Origin of the sequence: Phenylobacterium koreense (assembly GCF_040545335.1) — a bacterium.
In the GTDB taxonomy this organism is placed as follows: Bacteria; Pseudomonadota; Alphaproteobacteria; order Caulobacterales; family Caulobacteraceae; genus Phenylobacterium; species Phenylobacterium koreense.
The window spans coordinates 2,165,595-2,184,946 of sequence record NZ_JBEPLU010000001.1 but is presented as its reverse complement, the minus strand read 5'-3'; the positions used below and the strand labels follow the sequence as shown (position 1 = coordinate 2,184,946).

Sequence of the window (19,352 nt, the reverse complement as noted above, 5' to 3'; positions counted from 1 at the left end):
CGGCGGCGCGCAGGTCACCAGCTATCGATCCAGCGTAGCTTCTTCTCGGTCCGCTGGGGCAGCGGCGGCAGGGACTTCAGCCCCGCCAGCACCCAGCGGCGGGTGTCGGCGGGGTCGATGACGTCGTCGAGCGAGGGCCTCATCGCCTGGGACAGCGCCTTGCCGCGGGCGTAGGCGGCAGCGACCATCTCGTCGAATTTCGCCTTCCGGGCGACAGGGTCCTCGATCGCCGCCAGCTCGTTGCGGTAGCCGAGCTTGACCGAGCCCTCCAGGCCCATGCCGCCGAACTCGCCAGTCGGCCAGGAGACCGTGAACATCGCCCCCTGATAGGATCCGCCGGTCATGGCGATGGCGCCGAGCCCGTAGCTCTTGCGCAGGATCACCGAGAAGATCGGCACGGTCAGATTCGCCCCGATCACGAACAGCCGCGAGCAGTGGCGGATCAGGGCGGTCTTCTCCGCCTCCGGCCCGACCATGTTGCCAGGCGTATCGGAGAGCGACAGCACCGGGATGCCGAAGGCTTCGCACAGCTGCAGGAAGCGCGCGGCCTTGTCCGAGGCGTCGGAATCAATGGCGCCGCCCAGATGCTGCGGATTGTTGGCGAAGACGCCCACCGGCCGCCCCTCGACGCGGATGAAGGCGGTGACCATGGCCAGGCCGAACCTCGGCCGCAGCTCCAGAACGGAACCCTCGTCGGCGATCAGCCCGATGACCTTGCGGATATCGTAGACCCGCAGGCGGTTCTCCGGGATCGCCTGGCGCAGCAGCCGCTGGTCGGCGCAGGACCATTCCTTCACCGCCCCCTGAAAATAGGAGAGGTACTGCTTGGCCAGGCGCACGGCGTCGGCCTCGTCCTCGGCCAGGACGTCGATGGTGCCGTTCTCCTGCATCACCTTGATCGGGCCGATCTCCTCGGGGCGGAAGACACCCAGCCCGCCGCCCTCCACCATCGCCGGCCCGCCCATGCCCAGCGCCGAGTCCTTCGTGGCGATGATGACGTCGCAGCAGCCGAGGATCGCGGCGTTGCCCGCAAAGCAGCGACCCGAATTGATCCCCACCAGTGGAACCGCTCCCGAGAGCCGGCCCCAGAATTCGAAGCCGCGGATGAAGCCGCCACCCTCGGTGTCGCCTGGACGCCCGCCCCCGCCTTCGGTGAAGAACACCGTGGGCAAACGCCAGCGGGCGGCGATCTCGCTCATCCGGTCGAGCTTTTCGTGGTTGTGCGCGCCCTGGGTGCCCGCCAGCACCGTGTAGTCGTACGCCATCACCGCGACCCGGGACTTCTCCTCCGGGAAGCGGTCGCCGTTGACCGAGCCCAGGCCCATGACCATGCCGTCGGCCGGAGTCTGCTCGATCAGTTCCTGGACCGTGTTGCGACGACGGCGAGCGGCTACCACCAGCGGGCCGTACTCGGTGAAGCTGCCGGGGTCACAGAGATCGGTGATGTTCTCGCGGGTCGTGCGCTGGCCCGTCTTGCGCCGCCGCGCCACCGCGTCCGGGCGCGCTTCGTCGAGCGCGAAGCGATGGCGTTCCATTACTTCGGCCAGGTCGGGACGTATATGGTCGAGGTCGACCTCCTCCTCCGCCGCCAGCGCCGCGCCCTCTACGGCGGCAGGCCGCACGAAAGCCATGGCGTGTCCCTCGAAGACCGTATCGCCTTCATCGACGGTGACGAGGCGGACGATGCCGGAGACGTCGGCCGATACGACGTGCTCCATCTTCATCGCCTCCATGACGAAGAGCGGCTGGCCCTCTCGGACCTCGTCGCCGTCCTTGGCCATCACCCCGATGACCGTGCCTTGCAGCGGCGCGCGGACCGCGCGCGCGCCTTCAGGCCCCTCGACCTCCGGCGCTCTCTCCGGAACATCCACGACCGCCCTGCCGTGGTTGAGCACCGCCAGGGGGTCGGAAGCATCGACCTGGGCGCCTGCCCGCCTGACCCCAGGCGCCGGGGTCTCAAAATAGAGCTTGGGCGCAGGGGCGGCCGTGGCGAGTTCGGCGACCCGCTCCTCGATGAAACGGGTATGGACCTCGCCGGTCAGCGCCGCTGGGTGCGCCAGCAGCCCTTGGAGAAACTCGATATTGGTCGGCGCGCCGGCGATCTTGAACTCCGAGAGCGCGCGCCGCGCCTTGGCGGCGGCGGCCCCGAGATCAGGGCCGTGGACGATCAGCTTGGCCAGCAGCGAATCGAACCGGGCGCTGGTGCGGTAGCCCGCATAGCCAAAGCCATCGACGCGCACGCCAGGCCCCGAGGGCGGCTCGTAAGCCGAGAGCACCCCGCCTGACGGCTTGGCTGAGCCATCGGGGTTCATCGTCTCGAGGTTGACCCGCGCCTGGATGGCGCAGCCGCGCGGCTTGGGAACCTCCGCCTGTGTCAGGCCCAGATCGGCCAATGAGCGACCACGGGCGACCTCGATCTGCAGGCGCACGAGATCCAGACCGGTCACCTCCTCGGTGACCGTATGCTCGACCTGCAGGCGAGGATTGGCCTCGATGAACACGGCCCGCTCGCCGTCGACCAGGAACTCCACCGTACCGAGGCTGCGATAGCCCGCGGCGCGCCCCAAGGCGACGGCCGCCTCGAACAGGCGCTCTCGCAGCTCCGGCGCCAGCGTGGAGGCGGGCGCGATCTCGACCACCTTCTGGCGCTGGCGCTGCAGGCTGCATTCGCGGTCCCAGAGGTGCGAGACGACCTGGCCGTCGCCGACGATCTGCACCTCGATATGCCGGGCGCGGGGAAGGAACTCCTCGACATAGAGAGAGCCGTCGCCGAAGGCGGCCTGCGCCTCGGAGGCGCAGCGTTCGAACGCTTCCGTAAGTTCGGCCTCGGTGCGGACCGGCCGCATCCCCCGCCCGCCGCCGCCCGCCACCGCCTTGATCATCACCACGCCGCCCGGACCCAGATCGCGGAAGAAGGCGCGGGCGTCCGCCAGGCTCGCTCCGCCCTCGATCCCGGCGAGGATGGGAACCTCGTGCGCCGCCGCCAGAGCGCGGGCTCGCCCCTTGTCGCCGAAGAGCTCGAGGGCTGCAGGGGGAGGGCCGACGAAGGTGACATCCGCCGTCTCGCAGGCCCGTGCGAAGGTCGCATTCTCCGAGAGGAAGCCGTAGCCGGGATGCACCGCATCGCAGCCGCGCTCGCGCGCGATCGCCAAAATCCGCTCCCCGTCCAGATAGGCCGCGGGACCTGCGCCGCTCAGGACCTGCGCGTCGTCCGAGGTGCGAACGTGCAAGGCGCTGGCGTCGTCGCTGGAATAGACCGCCAGGGTCTCCACGCCCATCTCGGCGGCGGTGCGGGCGATGCGAATGGAGATCTCGCCGCGATTGGCGATCAGCAGCTTCTTCACGTCGGACGTTCCCTCAGGCTTTTCTCCCACTTTGCCCGGGCGCCGTGAGGGACGTCTACGCCTGGCGGGAGAGCAATCCTTCGAAGAACGGCCGCACATAGAGGGCCGCGGCGGTGTGCGGGGTTACCCCTTGCGCCCAGTTCTGCAATTCGGCGGCGGCGTTGATCATCGCGGTCAGCATCTGGGCGGCGATGTTCACGTCGATCGGCCGCAAGGACCCATCGGCCACCCCGTCGGAGATCAGCGAGGCGAAGCGATCGGATATCCGGTCGAACTTGGCGACAAGTTGGGGGCGCAAGGCTTCGGGCGCCGAGCTCAGCGCCGAGGCCCGCAGCAGCGGCGCATTGCCGGTCATCTGGTACTCCACCAGGGCGGTGGCAACCGTAGCTAAGGTCTGGAAGCCGTCGCCCGAAGCGGCCTCGGCCTGACGGATCGCCCGGCGCATGACGTCGAAGGTCCGCTCGAAGCAGGCGACGACCAGTTCGTCCTTGGTCTCGTGGTGGTGGTAGAAGGCGCCCTTGGTCACGTTGAGCCGCGCCGAGATCTTCTCGACCGAAGCCCCCAGATAACCCTGCTCGTTGATGAGCTGGGTGGCGGCGCGCAGGAACAGCTCCTTCGAGGCCTCGGTCTCCTGGCTCTCGGCGATCAGGCTTGGCAGGGCGACCGGATTCCAGGCCGAGTCCGGCGCCAGCAGACCGTCGGCCATGATCGAATGAACGCGATGCGAGACCCGGGCGAAGTCGTCGGGATCGTAGCGATGCAGCCAGACCACTGCCCACAGGACCTCGGAGATCAGCAGATGCGCCCTGGCGCCGAGGGACGGCCACGAGAGCCCGTGGGTCTCGGGTCCCGCCAGCAGGCTGCGGATCTTGCGGAACATGTCGACAAAGGCCGCATTGACCGGCGCGTGATTGAGGCCGCGCACATCGTTGAAGGTGGCGATGGCGTCGGCCTCGCCGAGCAGCATCCGGCGGCGATAGTCGAAATAGGCGTCGAGGAAGAGCTTCAGGCGCTCCCGCACGCTCTCCCCGGTCTCGCCGATCGCGGCCAGTTCCTTGAAACGGCCGATCCCGTCGAGGAAGCAGGCCGCCGCCAGGTCTTCCTTGTTCTTGAAGTAGTAGACGACTCCCGTCGGAACGAGATCCAGTCGGGCCGCTACGTCCGCGAGGGTCATCCCGCGGACTCCCTTACGGTTGAGTACCTGCACCGCCGAAGAAACGATAGCGTTCTTTCGTTGTTCGAAACGTTTTGTCGGCGCGCGGTTTATCGTCATCTTGCGACCTGGATACCGCGCCCCCGACGCTCTGAACAACCTTTACTGTCAAGTTGACTTAAGAAACTCAGGGTCGATCGGTAATTCACGGATTCTCTTGCCCGTCGCCGCGAAGATCGCGTTGCAGAGGGCCGGGATGACGGGCGGCAAGGCGGGCTCGCCGAGCCCGGTCGGAGAGTTGTCCGATTTGATGAAGTGGGTCTCGACCGGCGGCGCCTCGTTGATCCGCATCAGGGCGTAGTCGGTGAAGTTGCTTTCCACCGCCGCACCGTTCTCGATGGTGATCTTCTGGCGGAGGGCCGCGGAGATGCCGTCCAGCGCGGAGCCTTCGATCTGGTTGAGCGCGCCGAAGGGATTGATGATCTGCCGGCCGACGTCGGCCGCGACCCAGACCTTCACCGGCTTGACCGCCCCTTCCGGAGAGACCGAGACCTCGACCACTTCGGCGAAATAGCCGAGGTGGCTATAGTGGAAGGCGACGCCAAGGCCCGATCCCTTCGGCAGCTTGCGGCCCCAGCCGGACTTCTCCGCGGCCAGCTTCACCACCGCGGCCATGCGCCCAGCCGCGTAGGCCGAACCCTTCTCGCCCACGACGGCCTGATCGCCGAGCAGCTTCAGGCGGAAGGCCACCGGATCGGCGCCGGCGGCGTGCGCCAGCTCGTCGATGAAGGACTGCACGACGAAGGCGATGGCGTTCGAGCCCGGCGCGCGCAGCGGGCCGGCCGGAACGCCGCACGGCATCATCGAGAGGTCGTAGCGGTAATTGGGCACGAACCGCGCCGGGAACTCGGTAGGCGCCATGCCGGCGCTGCGCGAAGGCGTTCCGTTCTCGCCGAGGGTGACGAAGTGATCGTGCCAGGCAGTCACCTGGCCGTCGGCCGAAACCCCGCCCTTCAGGAAGTGCCAGCCGGCCGGGCGGTAGAGGTCGTGACGCATGTCGTCTTCACGCGTCCACAGCAGCTTCACCGGCGCGCCGGCCTGGCGTGAGATCCAGGCGGCCTCGACCATGTAGTCGTTGCTGAGCCGGCGACCGAAGCCGCCGCCGCAGCGGATCATGTGGATGGTGATCGCTTCGGGCGCGATGGCGAGGGTCTTGGCGACGAGCTGGCGTCCCGGTTCGGGGTTCTGGGTCGGGGCCCAGATCTCGACCTTACCGTCCTTGAAGTGGGCGGTGCAGTTCTGCGGCTCAAGGTTGGCGTGCGAGATGAACGGATAGGCGTAGGCCGCCTCGACGGTCTTGGCCGCACCCTTCATCGCCGTCGCGACGTCGCCGTCGTTGCGCTCGGTCTTGCCCGGCGCGCCCTTCGAGAGGTGCACGGCCTCGGCCGCGAAGCCGGCCGACGATTGCTTGGCCGTCGGGTGGTCGGCCCACTTGGTGTTGAGCTTGTCGCGGCCCTTGCGGGCGGTCCACCAGCTATCGGCCACCACGGCCACGCCAGGCAGCAGGCCGTCGAGCGCCGCGCCCACGCCCTCCACCACGAAGGCGTCCTTCACGCCCTTCACCGACTTGGCGGCGGCGAGGTCCGCGCTCGCCACCTTGGCCCCGAAGACAGGCGCCTTCTCATAGGTGGCGAACAGCATGTCCGGTACGACGACGTCGATGCCGAACAGCGGCTGGCCGGTCACGATAGCCTGGGTGTCGACCTGGGCGATCGGCTTACCGATGATCTTGTAATCCTTGGGGTCCTTCAGCCGGACCGTCTTCAGGTCCGGCGCAGGAACCGACGCGGCCTTCGCGGCCAGGGAGCCGTAGGTCGCTTTGCGGCCCGAGGCCTTGTGGTGGACGACGCCCGAGGCGGTCGTGCATTCGGTGGCCGGCACGCCCCAGCCCTGGGCCGCGGCGGCGATCAGCATGACGCGCGCGCCGGCCCCAACCCGGCGCAGCTCGTCCCAGTGCAGGGGAGTCGCCATGCTGCCGCCCGCGAACTGCCGGCCGTAAGTGACGGGGTCGTTCATCGCCGTCCGGGTTCGGACCTGGCTCCAGTCGACGTCCAGCTCCTCGGCGATCAGCATCGGCAGCATGGTCTTGATGCCCTGGCCGATCTCCGGGTTCTTGGCGACGATGGTCACCGTCTCGTCCGGCGCGACCTGCACATAAGCGTTGAGCGCGCCCTGGCCGAGGTTCTCCGCCGCCCCGGCCTTGCCGGCGACGCTGAAAGAAATGACCAGGCCCGCGCCGGCCAGAACCTGGCGGCGGGAAGCTTCGATGTTTTGCGAACCGTCGGCCATCTTACGCCTCCGCCTTCTGGCCCGAGGCCTTCTTGATCGCCGCCCGGATGCGGAGATAGGTCGCGCAACGGCAGATGTTGCCGCTCATGGCGTCGTCGATGTCGGCGTCCGAGGGGGCGGGGTTGGAGGCCAGCAGGGCGGTGGCCGACATGATCTGGCCGGCCTGGCAGTAGCCGCACTGGGCCACGTCGAGTTCGCCCCAGGCCTCCTGGACCTTCTTGCCGACCGGGCTGGCGCCCACGCCTTCGACGGTCACGATCTTGGCCGCGCCGACGCTTTCCACCGGCAGCACGCAGGAGCGGACCGGGGTGCCGTCCAGGTGGACGGTGCAGGCTCCGCATTGGGCGACGCCGCAGCCGTACTTCGGTCCCAGGACCCCCAGGGTGTCCCGCAGCACCCAGAGCAGGGGCGTATCGCCCTCGACATCGGCCGAGCGCATGCGGCCGTTCACGTTCAACTCGAAGGCCATCAGAGACCCCTCTCCCAAAGCGTCGCTGCCCGACAAACTAAGGGCTCCGATGGAGGGCGAGCAAGCGCGAACGGGAAGGACCATCATCGCGCACCAACAGCCGTCAAGCGCGGCCAAGATAAAATATTAACTCAATGTAATTACGTTAAATCGACGTCATTACTCGGACTTAACAAGACTATCTGCAGAATACGAACTACCAATTTGCTCACCGGCGACCAGCAACGCCACAGATGAATTGGGAGAGTTCAGATGTTCAAGTTCAGCACCACCCTCGCCAGCATCGCCACCCTGACCCTGGCGACCGTTCCGGCCCTCGCCTTGGCCACCGGCGCCCACGCCGCGCCGGCCGTGGTGAAGGTTTCCGACATCGATTTCGGTTCGGCGCACGGCGCGCGCACCCTGGAGAAGCGCATCAACGCCGCGGTTCAGGATGTCTGCGACGCCGATGGCCGCACCTCGCTGGGAACCCGGGCGGCCTGCGCCGAAGGCGTGCGCTCCGAGGCCAGGGACCAGATCGCCCAGTTCGCAGCCCAGACCCCCGCGACCCACTTGGCCCGCCGCTGAGCCACAGTCCCCTCCCCCTCTCAGCGAAGGCCGAAGGCCCGCCAGCACATGGCGGGCCTTTTCGCGTCAGCGGGCGCCGGCGGCCTGCATGATCCTGTCGGAAGAAGGGCGCCCGGCCAGGCCGTCCGCAGGGGCTACGGTGATCCGCATCTCGTTGCCGAGCACCTGGGCCGAGGGCTTGCGTCCCTCGACCAGCTTCACCTTCGTAAAGCGTCGCAGCAGATTGCGCCCGTCCGGCCGCCGCGACATGCGCACCACCGCCTCGGCCGCGACGCTGGCGGCGTCCGCCACCACCGCCGAAGACGCCGGCGAGGCGTCGGCCTCGAAGGGGATCAGCCGGCGGGCGGCGCGGGTGGCGCGGGCGCTCGCCTGGGCAAGTCGCTCCAGCAGGACCTGGGGGCTCAACGACGGCAGGCGCAGGGCCGCCCCGCCCCCGAGCAGGGCCGCGGGCGAACCGCCAGGCCGGCTGGGCGTGAAGACCGTTAGCCCGCCCAGTCGCGTGGCCCGCAGCATCGGCTCGCCCAGATCGTTCTTGTAGATCACGTCGCCGCGCGGCGCAGGGTGTGGACGCAGGGCCCAGATTTCGGGGCTGTCGTCGAACTTCAGATAGACCCGGGTGGTGCTGCGATCGAGGATGAAGGCGTCGCCGTCCTCGCTGACATAGCGGGCGATCGGCGGGCTGATCGGGCGGCCAGGCGTTCCCCTGCCGCCGAACAAGCCTTCGCGCAGGCTCTGGGGACCGGCGGCCGCGGCAGGCGAGGCGCAGCCGACACTCAACGCCGCGGCGAGCGCCGCGACGACGAGAGGCAGGCACGCTGACGCCGATCTTTCGCTCACCATCGAGCTGAGCAGATGCCCTTTGAGTGGGGCGCTTTTTGGACGCCTAACAAGCTTAGCCGGCCATGTACTGGCCGCCATTCAGCGACAATGTCGACCCGGTCACATAGCCCGCATGTTCGCCGGCGAGGAACGCCACCATGTCGGCGATCTCCTCGCCTTTCCCAAGCCTGCCAACGGGAATCTGGCTGATGATCGAGGCCAGCACCGCTTCCGGGACCGCCTGGACCATTTCGGTGTCGATATAGCCGGGGGCGATGCAATTCACGGTTACGCCCTTGGCGGCGTTCTCCAGGGCCAACGCTTTTGTGAAGCCGATGACGCCGGCCTTGGCCGCCGAATAGTTGGCCTGGCCCATCTGGCCCTTCTGGCCGTTGATCGAGGAGATGTTGATCACACGGCCCCAACCGCGCTCGCGCATGCCCTCGATCACATGCCGGGTCATGTTGAAGACCGAGTCCATATTGACCCGGATGACGTCCGACCATTGCTCCGGGGTCATCTTGTGGAACATGCCGTCCCGTGTGATGCCGGCGTTGTTGACCAGCACGTCGACCGGCCCCAGTTCGCCGCGCACCAGCTCGACCGCCTGTCGGCAGTCTTCGAAACTGCCGACATTGCCCTTCACGACCATGACGCCAAGGTCGCGGACGACCGCCTGGGCCGCCTCCTCGTTGCCGGAATATCCCGCCGCGACCTTGAAGCCGTCGGCCTTCAGCCGCTCGACGATGGCCCGGCCGATGCCGCGGGTTCCCCCGGTAACGAACGCCACTCTGGCCATCAGGCCGCCTCCCGCTGCAAATGACGACGGTTCATCCGCCGCTCCCGAAAGATCGTCAGGCGCGCTCCACGCACATGGCCACGCCCATGCCGCCGCCGATGCACAGGGTCGCGAGCCCCTTCTTGGCGCCCGAGCGCTGCATCTCGTGGACCAGGGTGGTCAGGATGCGGGCCCCCGACGCGCCGATCGGGTGGCCGATGGCGATGGCCCCGCCGTTGACGTTGACCTTCGCCGGATCGAGCCCGAGTTCGCGCACCACGCAGAGCGACTGCGCTGCGAAGGCCTCGTTGGATTCCACCAGGTCGAGGTCGCCGACGGACCAGCCAGCCCGTTCCAACGCCTTGCGGGCGGCCGGGATCGGGCCGGTGCCCATGATTTCCGGCTCGACCCCGGCGTTCGCCCAGGAGGCGATCCGCGCCAGCGGCTTCAGGCCACGCTTTTCGGCCTCGGCCGCGCTCATCAGCACCAGGGCCGCAGCGCCGTCATTGATCCCCGAGGCGTTCGCCGCGGTGACGGTGCCGTCCTTGGCGAAGGCCGGACGCAGGCCCGCCACGCTCTCCAGCGTCACGCCGTGGCGGACGTACTCGTCCTGGTCGACCACGGTGTCGCCCTTGCGGCCCTTGATCGTGACCGGGACGATCTCGCCGGCGAACCTGCCGGCCTTCTGCGCGGCCTCGGCCTTGTTCTGGCTGGCGACGGCGAACTGGTCCTGTTCCTCGCGGGTGATCTGCCAGCGGGAGGCGATGTTCTCGGCGGTCTGGCCCATGTGGTAGCCGTGGAAGGCGTCCCACAGGCCGTCCTTGATCATGGTGTCGACCAGGGCGAGGTCGCCCATCTTCTGGCCCGAACGGAGCTGCTGGGCGTGAGGCGCCTGGCTCATGCTCTCCTGGCCGCCGGCCACCACGACGGAGGCCGAGCCGTCGGCGATCTGCTGGGCCGCCAGGGCGACGGCCCGCAGGCCCGAACCGCAAAGCTGGTTGAGGCTCCAGGCCGGGCTTTCCACCGGGATGCCTGCGTTCACCGCGGCCTGACGGGCCGGTCCCTGGCCGGCGCCGGCCTGCAGCACCTGTCCCATGATCACCTCGCCGACATCGGCCGGGGTGATGCCGGCGCGCTCGACCGCGGCGACGATGGCGACCTTGCCGAGTTCATGCGCGGGCAGGCTGGAAAGCGCCCCGTTGAACGATCCGACCGGGGTGCGCGCGGCCGAGACGATGACGACGTCGCTCATGGGGGACTCCTCAATTCTGCAAGCCCCATCTATCGATAATGGGTGAAGGTTGAGCAAGGGGGCGCGCGCAAACGGCCTGGGATTTGCGAAGGCCCTCGCATCCGCGATACTGCGGTGCAAGAATGAGAATCCGCTGCATCGAGAGCGGGCTGAGAGAGGATTGCGGGATGGCAGACACCCAGGGATCCGACGACGGCCGCGTCGTCATCAAGAAGTACGCGAACCGCCGCCTCTACAACACGGCCTCGTCCTCGTACGTCACGCTCGAACACCTGTCCGACATGGTGAAGCAGGGCGTGGATTTCGTGGTCTATGACGCCAAGACCAACGAGGACATCACCCGCACCGTCCTGACCCAGATCATCTTCGAGGAAGAGAGCCGCGAGGGGCAGAACCTGCTGCCGATCCAGTTCCTTCGCCAGTTGATCGGCTTCTACGGCAATTCGATGCAGGCCTTCCTGCCGAGCTATCTGGAACTCTCGCTGGCCACCTTCGCCGAGCAGCAGGAGCGGATGCGCGCCCAGTTCGCCAATATCGGCCAGGGCGGCGGCCTCGGGGCCGCCTACGAGGAGCAGATCCGGCAGAACCTGGCCATGTTCGACCGGGCGATGAAGATGTTCTCGCCCTTCGCCTACACGCGCCCTGAAGAGCCCGCTCCGCCGCCCAAGCCGGCTGAGCCGGCGGCCAGCGACGAAACCCTGACCGCGCTCAAGAAGCAGATGGCCGAGATGCAGGCCCAGATCGAGAAGCTGGCCAAGCGCTGATGACCCTGCCCATCGATCCCGTCAGGCGATCCGGCGCCGTTCGTCGGGTCAGGCGTTCGGAGGCGGCCGCGCGCGCGGCCGCCGACCGCAGCGTGCCGGCGATCCATGAGCCCCCTCCCCCGCCGGCGATAGCCCGCCCGGGCCCGCCGGAGACCGCTTTCACGGCGCACCTTCTGGGCCAGGAGGGCCAGCGGCGCGGCCTGCGCGGCGGGCGCGAAGTCCTTGATGGCGCCCGCAGGCTCTATAACCGTATCGAATATTCCGGCGCCGCCGACCGGCGCGCGCCAAAGGGCCGCCTGGCGCGGACCAAGATCTAGCGGGGCGCGGTCAGGCGCCTGATTTCCGCCTCCAAGGCCGCGACCTTCTTCTCCAGCGCAAGAACCCGTCCTGCCAGGTCCGATTGGCCCGGCGTCGGCGTCGACACGCCGGCGCGGTCGGCGATCTCGGGCGCCGGCGTTCCCAGGAGATCGGCGAAAATGCCTACCTCCTCGGCGGAAAGTTCCCTCTGGTCCTTGAACACGAGGGCCAGCTCGGCCTCGGTCATGCCGGCCGCCGCGGCCATGATCCGCTGGTTCAGGCCGCGTTCGACCAGTTTTTCCTCGAACCACTGACGATCGAAAAACAACGCCATCAGCAGCTCCGCTCCTGGCGCCGGTCTTGCTTAACCAGGCCTGAAACCACCTCGGACAGGCCGCCCATGTTCGCCATCGCCACCCGCATCTTCGACCTGGCCGTCGTCACCCTGATCTTCTCTGTTCTGACCTAGGGGACGTCCTGCCCGAAATCGACGTCCCGCCGCGCCGAGACGATCGTAACGATGAAGCCGGCCAGCACGTCCAGCAACACCATGACCGTCAGCAGGAAGAAGGTCGAGGTCGCGAAGGCGGGCGCCAGCAGGAACTCCACCAGGCAGCCGACGAAGAGCAGCATCGAGAGCGCGTGATTGACGATCACCGTCCGGCGGCTGGTGGTGGATTTCAGCAGCTCGATGAACAGCACGACCAAGCCGGCGAGCAGCAGCAGGTCGCCCAGGGTCACCGGCCAATCCACGCCGGTGTTCATCGAAAAGGAGAACAGCGGCTCGCTCATCCGGATCGAGGCTTCCTGCGAGCGGAAGCCTCCGGCCAGGGCCAGGATCGCCAGGTTGTAGGCCAGGACCGGCAAGGCCAGCAGCGGGAGCGCCGCGAACATCGAAACCCCTCCCCCACCGGGATCGAGGAGGAGCTTCCGCTGCTTTTCCAGGCGCGACAAGCCGCTCAGAGCTCCTCGACGGCGCCTGGCAGGCGCGAGCGCGATTGCAGCCACATGACGCCATAAAGGTCCGACAGCGAGGCCCAAAGCCGGCCGAGATTGGTGTACTTCGAGCGACCCGTCTGGCGGTGCCGATGGTTCACCGGCCGGAAGTCCACCTTGTAGCCCTCGCGCATCATCAGCGCCGGCAGATAGCGGTGGATGTGATCGAAATATGGGAGCCGCAGGAAGGCCTCCCGCCGGAACGCCTTCAGGCCGCAACCTGTGTCGTTGGCGGTGTCCTTCAGCAGGCGCTTGCGCACCCCGTTGCCGATGCGCGAGGCCATGCGCTTGGCAGCGCTGTCCTGGCGCTTCACCCGTTCGCCGCCCACCAGGACGAGGTCCGGCGACCCAGCCACCAGCGCGTCCACAAGACCTGGCCCATCGGCCGGATCGTTCTGCCCATCGCCGTCAAGGGTGACGATGACGTCGCCCCGCGCCGCCAGAATGCCAGTGCGGATCGAGCGGCTCTGGCCCGAATTCTTCGCATGCGACAGCACCCGCAACTGTGGGATCTCGTTCTTCAGCGCCGACAGCGCCGCGCGGGTCCCGTCGCGGCTGTGGTCGTCCACGAAGATCATCTCGTAGTCTCGGCCTTCGAAGGCCTTGGCGATCTCGCGGGCGAGGCCGGGCGCCGCGCCCTCCTCGTCGAAAACGGGGACGACCACGGAGATGTGGGGCGGTGATTTGGCCATGCCCCTCCATAGCGGAAAATTCGCCGGGCGGATGCTATCAACTGAAGCATGAGTCTTCAGGCCTATCTCGACCGGTTCGGCCAGGGGTGGCGCGCCCCTGCGGTGGCGGCGTTAATCGCCTTTCTTGCAGGCCTTCCCGGCGTCTTCGCCATGCCGCCGCTGGATCGGGACGAGAGCCGGTTCGCCCAGGCCACCGCCCAGATGCTGGAGACACGCGATTTCGTCGTGATCCGTTTCCAGGACGAACCCCGCTTCAAGAAGCCGGTGGGCATCCACTGGATGCAGGCGGCCAGCGTGGCTCTGTTCTCCGAGGCCGAGGCCCGGGACATCTGGGCCTATCGCCTGCCCTCGCTGCTGGGCGCGATGCTGGCCGCGGCGGCCTGCGCCTGGGGCGCGGCGGCCTTCTTCGGTGGGCCGACGGGCCTGCTGGCCGGCTCCATCCTCGGGGCGACCTTCCTGCTCTCGACTGAGGCCTTCATCGCCAAGACCGACGCGGTCCTGGCCGGGACCACGACCCTCGCGCTCGCCGCCCTGGCGCGGATCTACGCCGCCTCACGAGACGGTCCGCCAGCGGGCGCACTGGTTCGCCTGCTGTTCTGGCTCGGCCTGTCTCTGTCGATCCTGGTGAAGGGACCGGTGGGTCTGATGGTCGTCATCCTCACCGCGCTCGGCCTGTGGGCGTGGGAGCGCAAGGGCGGCTGGCTCAAGGGAATGTCCTGGACCTGGGGCCTCATCCTCATGGCGGCGATCGTCGGCCCCTGGGCCGCGGCCGTCACCGTGGCCACCGACGGCGGCTTCTGGACGACCGCCTTCGGCGCCGACCTCGCGCCCAAGCTGGCCGGCGGGCAGGAGAGCCATGGCGCGCCGCCCGGCTACCACACCCTGCTGACCCCGCTGCTGATCTTCCCCGGCGCGGTGCTGCTGCCGGCCGCCCTGGCCTTCGCCTGGCGCCAGCGCAAGGAGCCCGGCGTCCGCTTCGCCATCTGCTGGCTGGTCCCCTCGTTCCTGGTCTTCGAGGCCATGCCGACCAAGCTGGTGCACTACACCCTGCCGACCTATGGCGCCCTGGCCTGGTTGATGGCGGCCGCCGTCACGCGGGACCAGGTCGGCCCGATCGCCCGCTGGATCGGAATTATCCTCTCGGCCCTGGTCGGCGTCGCCCTCGGCGCTGGGGTCTTCTATCTCTACGGCGAGTACGGCGATCCGAGCGACCTGCCGGCCACCATCGCCACAGCCCTGCTTCTGGCCGCCGCCGGGATCGCCGGCGCCTACCTGATGTGGCGAGGCGAAGCCCTCAAGGCGATCGCCGCCGCCGGCGCCCTGGCTATCCTGGGCCACGGAGCGCTCGCCGCCGCCCTGGCTCCCCGCCTCGACCCGCTCTGGCTCTCGAAGCGGACGGCGCGGATGCTCGAGGCGGCCAAGCTGCTGCCCCGGCAGGGCTTCACCTCCGCGCCCGTCGCGGTCGCCGGCTACGCCGAGCCCAGCCTTGTCTTTGCACTCGGAACGCCCACCAACCTGGGCGGCGTCGGAGACGCAGTGGACGCCCTGGCGGACAACCGTCCGGCGGTCGTCGAAGGCCGCGAGCAGGCGCAGTTCGAAGCCGCCCTGAAGAGCCGCGAGGTCAAGGCCAGGGAGATCGGCCGGGTCGACGGGCTGAACTACTCCAACGGCGATGACACGACTTTACGGATCTACGCGCCAGCCCCACCTTAGGGACATGACCCGTTTCATCGAGATCGTCGAAGTCGGCCCACGCGACGGGCTGCAGAACGAGAAATCCATCCTGGACGTCGATCAGAAGCTCGACTTCATCGGCCGCCTGCAGGCGGCCGGCGCCAGGCGGATGGAAGTGGTCTCCTTCGTCAATCCGAACCGCGTGCCGCAGATGGCCGGCGCCGAGGAAATCATGGCCGCCCTGCCGGCCGGCCGCGGCCTTTCGCGCATCGGCCTTGTGCTGAACATGCGCGGCTGGGACCGGGCGGTCGCCACCGGCTGCGACGAGGCCAACGTCGTGGTCTGCTCTTCCGACACCTTCGGGATCCGCAACCAGGGCGCCAATGTCGCCGAGCAGGTCGAGGCCATGCACGCCATCGCCGACAAGAAGGCGCAGAGCGGCGGGCCGCCTATTTCCGTGACCTTCTCGACCGCTTTCGGCTGCCCCTTCGACGGCGAGGTGTCCGAGGGCCAGGTGGTGGCCCTGGCTCGCGAGGCCGCGAACGCCAAGGTGGACGAGATCGCCCTGGCCGACACCATCGGCGTGGCCGATCCCTGGACCGTCCGCGCGCGCGTGGAGGCGGTGCGCGAAGTGATCGGCGACATTCCGCTGCGCCTGCACTTCCACGACACCCGCAACACCGGCTTGGCCAACGCCTTCGCCGGCGTGGAGGCCGGGGTGGACATTCTGGACGCCAGTTGCGGCGGGCTCGGCGGCTGCCCGTTCGCGCCCGACGCCACGGGCAACATCGGCACCGAAGATCTCGTCTACATGCTCGAGCGCGCCGGCTTCGAAACCGGCTACGACATCAAGGCGCTGATCGAGACGGCCAAGTGGATGTCAGGAGTGCTGGACAAGCCGATCGCCGCCTCGGTGAGCCGGGCCGGCGTTTTCCCGCAGTAGGGGGCTCGTCAGGCGGCGCGGCCGCGGATGCGCCACATGACCGGCCGGATCACCGCCGTGCAGACGATGATCGGCGAAAGCGCCAGAGCGAGCAGCCTCTCGCCGACGCCTTCCGCACGCTTGCGGAAATAGCGGGCCAGGCCGACGCCCTTGTGGAATTCCACGCGCAGCGGGCTGGCGTGGCTGGTGTGGCCCAGGTGAATGACCTCGGCCTTCGGCTGGAACAACACGATGCCCCCCGCCTGGCGCACGCGCCAGCAGAGGTCCACGTCTTCGACATGCAGGAAGTAGCCTTCGTCGAAGCCCTGGACGATGTCGAAGTCCTCGCGCCGCATGCAGAAGCAAGCGCCTGAAATGGTCGGGACCGCGATCACGCCTTCCGGCGCTGCCTCAGCCTCCCAGTGCACTTCGTAGCGGCGCCAGGCGGGGATGCGGTTCGAGAGCCGGCTCAGGCTGACCAGGGCGCTGATCGGCGTGATGTCGCCACGCCGCGCGCCGCGCTGCTCGGTGCGGTCGGCGTTGAGCACCCGCCCCCCGACCAGGGCCGGGACTGGACGACCTTCGATGGCCCGGGTCAGTTCGGCGATGCAGCCCGGTTGCAGGAAGGCGTCCGGGTTGAGGAAGACGATGACGTCGCTCTTGGCCGCGCGGGCGCCGAGATTGGCGCCCCGCGCGAAGCCGACATTGCCGTGCCCGTGGAGGAGCTTTACGCGAGTATCGGCCTCGGCCAGCCGCTTCAGACGGGCTTCCTCCACGCGCGTCGAACCGTTGTCGACGATCAGGAGTTCGTCCACCAGCGGATCACCGAGCACGCATTCGATGCTCCGCTGCAACGCCTCGCCGGTCATGTAGACGACCATGACCACCGAGACGCTACGCCTGACTTTCAGAAAATCCGGCGTAGGTGCGGGCTCGTACGCGACGATCGGTGCGGCGATGCCGTTCATCCAGCCTCCCTTGCCCCGGCCGCGCTACTCTCGGGCGAAGTCGCCCGAAGCACAGCCTGGCGTGCAACATCCGGCGGACTCGCCTCCAAGGCAAGCCTTCCAGCGGCTTCCTGCAGCGTCAGGATTTCCTGGCGATCGGATCCCAGACGCCTCAAGGCCACCTTCCCCTCTTCGGCCTCGCGCCGTCCGACGACCGCGATCACGGGCGCCTTGGCGAGGCTGTGTTCCCGGATCTTGTAGTTGATCTTCTCGTTCCGAAGATCCGTTTCGACCCGGAGACCGTGGGCGCTCAATTCTTGAGCCACCGCCAAGGCATAATCATCCGCATCTGACGTAATTGTGGCGACCACTACCTGCGTTGGCGCAAGCCAGAGCGGAAACGCCCCTGCGTAGTTTTCGATCAGGACTCCGATGAAGCGCTCGAGCGAACCGCAGATCGCCCGGTGCAGCATCACCGGCCGCTGCTTGGAGCCATCCTCGGCCGTGTATTCGGCGCCCAGGCGGTCGGGCAGCACGTAGTCGAGCTGGATCGTGCCACACGTCCACGTCCGGCCGATGGAGTCCTTGAGCACCCAGTCCAGCTTCGGCGCATAGAAGGCGCCGTCGCCCTCGGCGATCACCGGCTCGACGCCGGCCTTGCGCGCGGCGGCCAGCATCTGCGCCTCGGCCTTGTCCCAGAACTCGTCGCTGCCGGCGCGGACTTCCGGGCGCGTGGCCAGCGCGATGTGGTCGCGTTCCAGGCCGAAGTCGGCGTGGATCGAGTTGGCCAACTCGATGAACTTCGCCGTCTCCTCCTCGATCTGGTCCTCGCGGCAGAAGATGTGGGCGTCGTCCTGCGTGAAGGCGCGCACCCGCATCAGGCCATGCAGCGAGCCGGACGGCTCGTAACGGTGGCAGGCGCCGAACTCGGCCATGCGCAGCGGCAGGTCGCGATAGGACTTCTGGCCGAACTTGAAGATCTGCACGTGGCCCGGGCAGTTCATCGGTTTCAGGGAGAGCTCTTCGCCCTCCACCGTCTCGCAGACGAACATGTTGGGGCGGTACTTGTCCCAGTGGCCGGACTTCTCCCAGAAGATTCGGTCCAGCACCTGGGGCGTGCGCACCTCCTTGTAGCCGGCCGCATCCAGGCGGCGGCGGACATAGGACTCCACCGTACGCCACAGCGTCAGGCCCTTCTCGTGCCAGAAGACCATGCCCTTGCCCTCTTCCTGCATGTGGAAGAGGTCCATGGCCCGGCCGATCTTGCGGTGGTCGCGGCGCTCGGCCTCTTCCAGGCGCAGCAGGTACGCTTCGAGATCGGCCTCGCTGGCCCAGGCCGTGCCGTAGATGCGCTGGAGCTGGGCGTTGCGATGGTCGCCGCGCCAGTAGGCGCCCGCCAGCTTCATCAGCTTGAAGGCCTTGCCGACCGACTTGGTCGAGGGCAGGTGCGGGCCAAGGCAGAGGTCCTTCCAGTTCCCCTGGCGATAGACCGTGATCGTCTCGTCCTTCGGCAGGTCGGAGATGATCTCGGCCTTGTAGTCCTCGCCGATGGACTTGAAGTGGGCGATGGCCTCGTCGCGATCCCAGACCTCGCGGACGATCTTCTCGTCGCGGTCCACGATCTCCTTCATCCGCTCTTCGATCTTTGCCAGGTCGTCCAGGCTGAAGGGCGTCTCGCGCGCGAAGTCGTAATAGAAGCCGTCCTCGATCGCCGGGCCGATCGTCACCTGCGTGCCAGGGAAAAGTTCCTGGACCGCTTCGGCCATCACGTGGCTGGCGTCGTGGCGGATCGTCTCGAGGGCTTCAGGGCTCTCGCGCGTCAGAATCTCGAAGGCGCCGCCCTTGTCGAGCGGCCGGTCGAGGTCACGCAGCTCGCCGTCCAGCTTGATCAGCACAGCCTTCTTCTCCAGCGACTTGGCGATGGAGGCGGCGACGTCGCGGCCCGTCACGCCGCTTTCGAACTGGCGTCTGGAGCCGTCGGGGAAAATCAGGTCGATCATGTTTCACAGGTCCATGTCCGCGAGGCTGGCTCTTTTCCTTCAGGAGCCTCGTCGCGCGGTCGGGGAACCGGGTCGTAGCCCGCGCTTCCCCAGGGATGACAGCGGCACAACCGCCGGGTCGCGAGCCAGGAGCCGCGAACGGGGCCATGCAGGATCAGGGCCTCGGCCGCATACTCCGAACAGGTCGGGAGGAACCGGCACTGGCGCCCGATCAGGGGCGAAAGCGTCAGCTTGTAGGCGCGCAAGGCGCCGCGGACGCTGGTCTCATAGAGGTTCATGCCGGCTCGCGGACGTCCGATTTGGCCGCAGCGATTACGCCGCACAGCCTT

The 19,352-nt window shown here is 68.0% G+C and carries 18 protein-coding genes; 5 read left to right on the top strand and 13 right to left on the bottom strand.

Features of this window, described 5'->3' with window-relative positions; genetic code table 11:
• Positions 1 to 14: 14 nt before the first annotated feature.
• From ABID41_RS10945 to ABID41_RS10930, 4 genes are read right to left on the bottom strand one after another with little or no spacing between them, the layout of a single operon-like run.
• Positions 15 to 3,344 carry a carboxyl transferase domain-containing protein gene (locus ABID41_RS10945; RefSeq protein WP_354297604.1) on the bottom strand — a complete coding sequence of 1,110 codons (3,330 nt, stop codon included), beginning with the start codon at positions 3,342 to 3,344 and terminating at the stop codon, positions 15 to 17.
• A gap of 55 nt (positions 3,345 to 3,399) precedes the next feature.
• Positions 3,400 to 4,617, bottom strand: a complete 1,218-nt coding sequence (locus tag ABID41_RS10940; RefSeq protein WP_331931661.1) for a TetR/AcrR family transcriptional regulator — start codon at positions 4,615 to 4,617, stop codon at positions 3,400 to 3,402.
• 48 nt (positions 4,618 to 4,665) lie between these two features.
• Positions 4,666 to 6,846, bottom strand: coding sequence for a xanthine dehydrogenase family protein molybdopterin-binding subunit (locus tag ABID41_RS10935; RefSeq protein ID WP_354297603.1), 2,181 nt, complete (start codon positions 6,844 to 6,846; stop codon positions 4,666 to 4,668).
• Between the two features lies 1 nt (position 6,847).
• On the bottom strand, positions 6,848 to 7,315 hold the full coding sequence (locus ABID41_RS10930; RefSeq protein ID WP_354297602.1) for a (2Fe-2S)-binding protein: 468 nt from the start codon (positions 7,313 to 7,315) through the stop codon (positions 6,848 to 6,850).
• A 252-nt stretch (positions 7,316 to 7,567) separates the two neighbouring features.
• On the opposite strand from ABID41_RS10930, the gene ABID41_RS10925 reads away from it, so the two are divergent.
• Positions 7,568 to 7,882, top strand: coding sequence for a UrcA family protein (locus ABID41_RS10925; RefSeq protein ID WP_331931664.1), 315 nt, complete (start codon positions 7,568 to 7,570; stop codon positions 7,880 to 7,882).
• Between the two features lie 66 nt (positions 7,883 to 7,948).
• On the opposite strand, the gene ABID41_RS10920 is transcribed toward ABID41_RS10925, so the two are convergent.
• Genes ABID41_RS10920 through ABID41_RS10910 form a run of 3 tightly spaced genes read right to left on the bottom strand, consistent with a single transcriptional unit; the run spans position 7,949 to position 10,731 of the window.
• Positions 7,949 to 8,722: a DUF4908 domain-containing protein gene (locus tag ABID41_RS10920; RefSeq protein ID WP_354297601.1), complete on the bottom strand. Its 774-nt coding sequence runs from the start codon at positions 8,720 to 8,722 to the stop codon at positions 7,949 to 7,951.
• 52 nt (positions 8,723 to 8,774) lie between these two features.
• A complete protein-coding gene (gene phbB, locus ABID41_RS10915) occupies positions 8,775 to 9,500 on the bottom strand; it encodes a beta-ketoacyl-ACP reductase (protein ID WP_331932954.1) in 726 nt (241 codons plus the stop codon).
• 55 nt (positions 9,501 to 9,555) lie between these two features.
• Positions 9,556 to 10,731 (bottom strand): acetyl-CoA C-acetyltransferase, encoded by a 1,176-nt coding sequence (locus ABID41_RS10910; protein ID WP_331932953.1) that lies wholly within the window; start codon positions 10,729 to 10,731, stop codon positions 9,556 to 9,558.
• A 167-nt stretch (positions 10,732 to 10,898) separates the two neighbouring features.
• Here ABID41_RS10910 and phaR point away from each other — a divergent pair, with 167 nt between their 5' ends.
• Both phaR and ABID41_RS10900 read left to right on the top strand, forming a co-directional pair.
• On the top strand, positions 10,899 to 11,495 hold the full coding sequence (gene phaR, locus ABID41_RS10905; protein WP_331932952.1) for a polyhydroxyalkanoate synthesis repressor PhaR: 597 nt from the start codon (positions 10,899 to 10,901) through the stop codon (positions 11,493 to 11,495).
• Positions 11,495 to 11,812: a hypothetical protein gene (locus ABID41_RS10900; protein WP_354297600.1), complete on the top strand. Its 318-nt coding sequence runs from the start codon at positions 11,495 to 11,497 to the stop codon at positions 11,810 to 11,812. Before phaR ends, ABID41_RS10900 begins: the two co-directional genes overlap by 1 nt.
• On the opposite strand, the gene ABID41_RS10895 is transcribed toward ABID41_RS10900, so the two are convergent.
• The 3 genes from ABID41_RS10895 to ABID41_RS10885 form a co-directional block, all read right to left on the bottom strand.
• Positions 11,809 to 12,126: a helix-turn-helix domain-containing protein gene (locus ABID41_RS10895; protein WP_331929100.1), complete on the bottom strand. Its 318-nt coding sequence runs from the start codon at positions 12,124 to 12,126 to the stop codon at positions 11,809 to 11,811. The two genes, ABID41_RS10900 and ABID41_RS10895, sit on opposite strands and share 4 nt — an antisense overlap.
• A gap of 131 nt (positions 12,127 to 12,257) precedes the next feature.
• Positions 12,258 to 12,686: a hypothetical protein gene (locus ABID41_RS10890; RefSeq protein ID WP_331929101.1), complete on the bottom strand. Its 429-nt coding sequence runs from the start codon at positions 12,684 to 12,686 to the stop codon at positions 12,258 to 12,260.
• A 65-nt stretch (positions 12,687 to 12,751) separates the two neighbouring features.
• Complete coding sequence (locus ABID41_RS10885) at positions 12,752 to 13,480, bottom strand: glycosyltransferase family 2 protein (protein ID WP_354297599.1); 729 nt, start codon at positions 13,478 to 13,480, stop codon at positions 12,752 to 12,754.
• 48 nt (positions 13,481 to 13,528) lie between these two features.
• Between ABID41_RS10885 and ABID41_RS10880 the strand changes: the two genes are divergently transcribed.
• Together ABID41_RS10880 and ABID41_RS10875 are read left to right on the top strand one after the other, a co-directional pair.
• Entirely contained in the window at positions 13,529 to 15,193 is a 1,665-nt protein-coding gene (locus tag ABID41_RS10880) for an ArnT family glycosyltransferase (RefSeq protein ID WP_354297598.1), read from the top strand.
• A 4-nt stretch (positions 15,194 to 15,197) separates the two neighbouring features.
• A complete protein-coding gene (locus ABID41_RS10875) occupies positions 15,198 to 16,097 on the top strand; it encodes a hydroxymethylglutaryl-CoA lyase (RefSeq protein ID WP_354297597.1) in 900 nt (299 codons plus the stop codon).
• Positions 16,098 to 16,105: 8 nt separating this feature from the next.
• On the opposite strand, the gene ABID41_RS10870 is transcribed toward ABID41_RS10875, so the two are convergent.
• The 3 genes from ABID41_RS10870 to yidD are packed head-to-tail and all read right to left on the bottom strand — an operon-like array spanning position 16,106 to position 19,301.
• Positions 16,106 to 17,044 (bottom strand): glycosyltransferase family 2 protein, encoded by a 939-nt coding sequence (locus tag ABID41_RS10870; protein WP_331929108.1) that lies wholly within the window; start codon positions 17,042 to 17,044, stop codon positions 16,106 to 16,108.
• Positions 17,041 to 19,023: a threonine--tRNA ligase gene (gene thrS, locus ABID41_RS10865; RefSeq protein WP_354297596.1), complete on the bottom strand. Its 1,983-nt coding sequence runs from the start codon at positions 19,021 to 19,023 to the stop codon at positions 17,041 to 17,043. The genes ABID41_RS10870 and thrS overlap by 4 nt, the downstream gene beginning before the upstream one ends.
• Positions 19,020 to 19,301 (bottom strand): membrane protein insertion efficiency factor YidD, encoded by a 282-nt coding sequence (gene yidD / locus ABID41_RS10860; protein ID WP_331929111.1) that lies wholly within the window; start codon positions 19,299 to 19,301, stop codon positions 19,020 to 19,022. Before yidD ends, thrS begins: the two co-directional genes overlap by 4 nt.
• Positions 19,302 to 19,352 lie beyond the last annotated feature (51 nt).

Coding starts and splice junctions, on each gene's coding strand:
- ABID41_RS10940 (WP_331931661.1), bottom strand. CDS start 4,617: ATGACGATAAACCGCGCGCCGACAAAACGTTTCGAACAACGAAAGAAC.
- ABID41_RS10935 (WP_354297603.1), bottom strand. CDS start 6,846: ATGGCCGACGGTTCGCAAAACATCGAAGCTTCCCGCCGCCAGGTTCTG.
- ABID41_RS10930 (WP_354297602.1), bottom strand. CDS start 7,315: ATGGCCTTCGAGTTGAACGTGAACGGCCGCATGCGCTCGGCCGATGTC.
- ABID41_RS10925 (WP_331931664.1), top strand. CDS start 7,568: ATGTTCAAGTTCAGCACCACCCTCGCCAGCATCGCCACCCTGACCCTG.
- ABID41_RS10920 (WP_354297601.1), bottom strand. CDS start 8,722: ATGGTGAGCGAAAGATCGGCGTCAGCGTGCCTGCCTCTCGTCGTCGCG.
- phbB (WP_331932954.1), bottom strand. CDS start 9,500: ATGGCCAGAGTGGCGTTCGTTACCGGGGGAACCCGCGGCATCGGCCGG.
- ABID41_RS10910 (WP_331932953.1), bottom strand. CDS start 10,731: ATGAGCGACGTCGTCATCGTCTCGGCCGCGCGCACCCCGGTCGGATCG.
- phaR (WP_331932952.1), top strand. CDS start 10,899: ATGGCAGACACCCAGGGATCCGACGACGGCCGCGTCGTCATCAAGAAG.
- ABID41_RS10900 (WP_354297600.1), top strand. CDS start 11,495: ATGACCCTGCCCATCGATCCCGTCAGGCGATCCGGCGCCGTTCGTCGG.
- ABID41_RS10895 (WP_331929100.1), bottom strand. CDS start 12,126: ATGGCGTTGTTTTTCGATCGTCAGTGGTTCGAGGAAAAACTGGTCGAA.
- ABID41_RS10890 (WP_331929101.1), bottom strand. CDS start 12,686: ATGTTCGCGGCGCTCCCGCTGCTGGCCTTGCCGGTCCTGGCCTACAAC.
- ABID41_RS10885 (WP_354297599.1), bottom strand. CDS start 13,480: ATGGCCAAATCACCGCCCCACATCTCCGTGGTCGTCCCCGTTTTCGAC.
- ABID41_RS10880 (WP_354297598.1), top strand. CDS start 13,529: ATGAGTCTTCAGGCCTATCTCGACCGGTTCGGCCAGGGGTGGCGCGCC.
- ABID41_RS10875 (WP_354297597.1), top strand. CDS start 15,198: ATGACCCGTTTCATCGAGATCGTCGAAGTCGGCCCACGCGACGGGCTG.
- ABID41_RS10870 (WP_331929108.1), bottom strand. CDS start 17,044: ATGAACGGCATCGCCGCACCGATCGTCGCGTACGAGCCCGCACCTACG.
- thrS (WP_354297596.1), bottom strand. CDS start 19,023: ATGATCGACCTGATTTTCCCCGACGGCTCCAGACGCCAGTTCGAAAGC.
- yidD (WP_331929111.1), bottom strand. CDS start 19,301: ATGAACCTCTATGAGACCAGCGTCCGCGGCGCCTTGCGCGCCTACAAG.